The sequence below is a fragment of the Kitasatospora aureofaciens genome (genome assembly GCF_001188955.3).
Classification (GTDB): Bacteria; Actinomycetota; Actinomycetes; order Streptomycetales; family Streptomycetaceae; genus Kitasatospora; species Kitasatospora aureofaciens.
On the sequence record NZ_JPRF03000098.1, the window covers coordinates 1 to 4,904 of the forward strand.

Genomic DNA, 4,904 nt, shown 5'->3' on the forward strand with positions numbered 1-4,904 from the left:
GGACGGCCGCCCCTGGTCGTCGCCGCCGCCGCGCTGGCCGCCGCCCACCCGTCGACGGGCACCGTGCGGGTGCTCGCCCGCGAGGCCCGGCTGGGCGGGGGCGGCGTGGTGCTCGGCCCGCTGGACCGGCTGGAACCCGAACGGCCCGAGCGGGCGGCCCTGTTGCGCGACCTGTGCGCGCAACTGGGGCCCGTCCCGCTGGTCGTGCACGGCCCGCAGGTGTGGGACCCGGTCTGGGCCCGGGAGAGCCCGGTGGTGGTGAGCGTACCCCCGCCGGACGCGCGCGACCGGGCCGGGCAGTGGGCCCGCGCGCTGGCCGCGGGCGGGGCGCCACCGAGCCGGGAGCTGACGGAGGAGCTGGCCGAGGCGGTGGCCGCCTTCCGGCTGGACCGGGAGAAGCTGGAGCGGGCCGCCGCGGTGGCGGCCCGGACGGCGGCCGCCGAGCACCGCCCGGTGCGTGGCGAGGATCTGCGGGCCGCCGTCCGGGCGCAGAACGCCGCGGGCCTGGCCCGGCTCGCCCGCCGGATCGAGCCGGCGGTCGGCTGGGCCGACCTGGTGCTGCCGGACCCGACCGCGGGCCGGCTGCGCGAGCTGGTGCTGCGGGCCCGGCACCGCGACCGGGTGCTCGGGCAGTGGCGGATGCGGCCGGGCGGCGGCCGGGGCAACGGGGTGATCGCCCTGTTCGCGGGGGAGTCCGGCACCGGCAAGACGATGTCCGCCGAGGTGGTGGCGGCGGAGCTCGGCATGGAGCTGTACGTCGTCGACCTCTCCACCGTGGTGGACAAGTACATCGGCGAGACCGAGAAGAACCTGGACCGCGTCTTCACCGAGGCCGCGCAGGTCAACGCCGTCCTCCTGTTCGACGAGGCGGACGCACTGTTCGGCAAGCGCTCGCAGGTCAAGGACGCCCACGACCGCCACGCCAACGTGGAGACGGCCTACCTGCTCCAGCGGATGGAGTCCTTCGACGGGATCGCGGTGCTGACCACCAACCTGCGCGCCAACCTCGACGAGGCCTTCACCCGGCGCCTGGACGTCATCGCCGAGTTCCCGCTGCCCGACCAGGCGCAGCGGCGCCTGCTGTGGGACCGCTGCCTGGGGACGCGACTGCCCCGCGGCGACGACCTCGACCTGGACTTCTGCGCCCGGCACTTCGAGCTGACCGGCGGCTCCATCCGGGCCTGCGCGGTCTCCGCCGCCTACCTGGCCGCGGGCAGCGGAGCGCCGCTGGGCATGGCGCAGCTGGTCGCCGCCGTGGTCGGGGAGTACCGCAAACTCGGGCGGCTGGTGCTGGAGAGCGAGTTCGGGCCGTGGCTGGGCGCCCTCGGGGACAGCGGGCGCGGCTGACCACCCCCTGGGCTGACCCCTGGACGGTCGCGTCCGGAGCGGTGGGGCCCTGCGGGGCCGCCCGGGGGGACCGGTCGGACTGCCCGCCGGGGCAGCCGGTGCTGCCCCCGGTCCGGGACCTCGGGACATGGTCCGGACGGCGCCCGGACCGCAGACTCGGGGGCGAATGATCAGTGAGCGATCAGTGAGCGATCGGCAAGATCAGCGAAGTGATCAGCTGGCGATCAGCGAATGACCGGCGAAATGACTGGCCAGCCGAAGGAGCGCGTATGCCGTCGTACCTCACCCCGGGCGTGTACGTGGAGGAGGTGCAGTCCGGTGCCCGGCCGATCGAGGGGGTCGGCACCGCCGTCGCCGCCTTCGTCGGCTTCGCCGGGTCCGGGCCCTTCCACGAGCCCACGCTGGTGACCAACTGGGACCAGTACGTCCAGCGGTTCGGCGGCTTCACCGAGGGCACCTACCTGGCGCACGCGGTCTACGGCTTCTTCGCCAACGGCGGCGGCTCCGCCTACGTCGTCCGGGTCGGCGACCCGGCCCGGCGGGCCCCCGGCGCCGCCCCGGCAGCCGCCGTCGCCGTGGCCCCGCCGGTCGCCGTCGCGGGCTTCCTGTTCTCGGCCCTGCCCGGCGCGGGCGGCGAGGTGTCCGTCGAGATCGCCGACACGGAGGGCGAGAACGTCCCCGAGGACCGGTTCCGGCTGCTGGTCCGCCGGGGCGCCGAGGTCGTGGAGACCTACGACGTCTCGACCCGGAAGAACACCAAGGGCTACGTCGTCACCCAGCTGCGCGAGTCCAAGCTGGTCGCGGTCGTCGAGCAGCCCGGTACCGCGCCCAGCCGCCCCGAGCGGCAGACCCACGCGCTCGCCGCGGCTCCCGCCGTCGCGCCTGGGCCGGTCGCGGCCCCCGCCTCCCGGCTCGACCCCGCCGAGTACGTCGGCGACGCCGCCGCCCGTACCGGCTTCTCGGGTCTGGAGGCGATCGACGAGATCACCATGGTGGCGGTGCCGGACCTGATGAGCGCCTACCAGCGCGGCGACCTCGACGACGAAGGCCTGCGCACCGTCCAGCTGGCCGTCATGTCGCACTGCGAGCAGATGGGCGACCGGATCGCCGTCCTCGACCCGCCGCCCGGCCTGAACGCCCAGCGGATGCGCACCTGGCGCAACGAGGAGGCGGGGTTCGACTCCCGCTACGCCGCGCTCTACTACCCGTGGATCAAGGTCTTCGACCCGGCCAGCGGCCGCAACGTGCTGGTGCCGCCGAGCGGGCACGTCGCCGGGGTGTGGGCGCGCAGCGACTCCGAGCGCGGCGTGCACAAGGCGCCCGCCAACGAGGTCATCCGCGGCGCGGTGGACCTCGAACTGCGGCTCAGCAAGGGCGAACAGGACCTGCTGAACCCGATCGGCGTCAACTGCGTACGGGCCTTTCCCGGGCGCGGCATCCGGATCTGGGGCGCGCGCACCCTCTCCTCCGACCCGGCCTGGCGCTACCTGAACGTGCGCCGGCTCTTCAACTACCTGGAGGAGTCGATCCTCCTGGGGACCCAGTGGGTGGTCTTCGAACCCAACGACGACCGGCTGTGGTCCAGCATCCGCCGGAACATCACCGCCTTCCTCACCGAGGAGTGGCGGCGCGGGGCGCTGTTCGGCCAGACCGCGGCCGAGGCCTTCTACGTCAAGTGCGACCGCGACAACAACCCGCCGGAGTCCATCGACCTCGGCCAGGTGATCTGCGAGATCGGCGTCGCCCCGGTGAAGCCGGCCGAGTTCGTGGTGTTCCGGCTGGCCCAGTTCTCCGACAGCACGAGCCTCGTCAACGAGTGACCCGGTCCCTCGTTTCTGTCGGCACCCAAACGCATCGGAAGGTGACAGCACACCATGGCTGAAGGCGATCCGCTCTCCACACACATATTCGGCGTCCAACTCGGCGGGTACAACGTCGAGTCCGTCAAGGAGATCAGCAACCTGACGGTCGAACAGGACGTCGTCGAGTACAAGCAGGTGACCCAAGAGGGCAAGCTGATCGTCCGCAAGCAGCCCGGCGCCCGGCTGCCCGGCGAGGTGACCATCACCCGCGGCCTGGACAAGAGCGGCGCGTTCACGGACTGGATCAAGGAGACTCTCAACAACGGCGCGATCAACACCGCGCGTCAGAACCTCACCATCGAGGTCAAGGACACCACCGGCGCCACCCTGCGGCGCATCCAGCTCACCAACGCCTGGGCGAGCCGCTGGGAGGGCCCCACCCTCAGCGCCGGTGAGTCGAGTGCGGCGACCGAGACCGTGACCATCGTGTTCGAGGAGATCAGCGTCGAATGAGGCGGAAGATCGGCCTGGACGAGTTGCTGGAACGGGCGCCCGCCCAGGGCCCGGCCCCGGGCGGGGTCCAGGGCACGGTGCCGGGCGCGGGTACGGTTCCCGTCCCGGGCCCGCAGGGCGCCGGGCCGCACGCCGGGTCGGCTTCGCCCCGGGGGCGGGCGCCGCACACCGAGTTCGAGTTCGAGCTGCCGCTCGGCTACGTCGACGACGAGGGCACCGTGCACCGCCACGGCGCCATGCGGCTGGCCACCGCCCGGGACGAGCTGATGCCGCAGATCGACCTGCGGGTCAAGGAGAACCCGGCCTACCTCGGCGTCGTGCTGCTCAGCCACGTCATCACCAGGCTGGGCGACGTCACCGACGTGCACGCCGGGATCGTCGAGCGGATGTACGCCACCGACGTGGCGTTCCTCCAGGACCTCTACCAGCGGATCAACAGCGAAGGCCACACGCGCGCCGCCGTGACCTGCCCGCACTGCGACGGCGCCTTCGAGGTCGACCTCGCCGGTGGGCGCCTGGGGGAATCGTGACGTACGCGCCTGCTCGGCTGTACGAGGAGATCGCGTACATCGCCTACCACTTCCACTGGCCGCGCGAGGACCTCCTCGACCTGACCCACCGTGAACGCGGGCAGTGGGTGCGCGAGATAGCGCGCATCAACTCCCGGGTCAACGAGGGTGGGTGAGCCGGGTGGGGGTGCGGGACTGGATGGCACGGCGGCGCCGGGCCGACGGTGGTGCCGCGGCCGGGGGTGTTGCGTCCGGTGGTGCTGTGGCTGGTAGCGCTGTGTCCGGTGGTGCCGAGCCGGCCGGTGGGACCACCGGTACGGGCGAGGCACCGCCGGCGGCGGCCCGGCGGCGACCGGCGGCCGGGGACGGCGGATGGCGCGCGGTGACGCCGCTCGTCCCGACCCTGGCCGGGGCCGGGCACGGGGTCAGCGACGGCCTCAGGTTCCGTTCCCGGCTCGCCTCCTGGCAGGACCCTTCGCTGTGCGGACCGCTCGGCCATGCGGTTCTGCCGACCGCACCGGTGGGCATCCTGCGGGCGGTCGCTGCGCCGGGCGGCCCGGCGACGGTCGTCGGGAGCGGGGACGAACTCGTCCTGCCGGTCGGTGCGGTTGGCGGGGCGGAAGACGGCGAGGCGGTGGGCCGACCGGAAGGCGCGGGGGAGCGGCGGCAGGTGCTGCCGGTCCAGCGGGCCGTCCGGGCACGGCGGCTGCCGGTGCGCCCGGCGCCGCGGGCG

5 protein-coding genes and 1 pseudogene are annotated in these 4,904 nt (G+C 73.8%); all 6 read left to right on the forward strand.

Going from position 1 to position 4,904, the window contains the following annotated elements; genetic code table 11:
* On the forward strand, positions 1 to 1,347 hold a 1,347-nt coding region (locus HS99_RS40280), incomplete at its 5' end, for an ATP-binding protein (RefSeq protein ID WP_141763915.1).
* A 269-nt stretch (positions 1,348 to 1,616) separates the two neighbouring features.
* The gene (locus HS99_RS40285; RefSeq protein ID WP_030290298.1) at positions 1,617 to 3,167 is read left to right on the forward strand and encodes a phage tail sheath family protein; all 1,551 of its coding nucleotides are present in this window, start codon (positions 1,617 to 1,619) and stop codon (positions 3,165 to 3,167) included.
* 54 nt (positions 3,168 to 3,221) lie between these two features.
* Positions 3,222 to 3,662, forward strand: coding sequence for a phage tail protein (locus HS99_RS40290; protein ID WP_030290301.1), 441 nt, complete (start codon positions 3,222 to 3,224; stop codon positions 3,660 to 3,662).
* Entirely contained in the window at positions 3,659 to 4,192 is a 534-nt protein-coding gene (locus HS99_RS40295) for a hypothetical protein (RefSeq protein ID WP_030557611.1), read from the forward strand. The genes HS99_RS40290 and HS99_RS40295 overlap by 4 nt, the downstream gene beginning before the upstream one ends.
* Complete coding sequence (locus tag HS99_RS45660; RefSeq protein WP_167344961.1) at positions 4,189 to 4,347, forward strand: DUF6760 family protein; 159 nt, start codon at positions 4,189 to 4,191, stop codon at positions 4,345 to 4,347. Before HS99_RS40295 ends, HS99_RS45660 begins: the two co-directional genes overlap by 4 nt.
* 206 nt (positions 4,348 to 4,553) lie before the next feature.
* Positions 4,554 to 4,904, forward strand: a pseudogene (locus HS99_RS40300) (hypothetical protein); the annotation flags it as partial.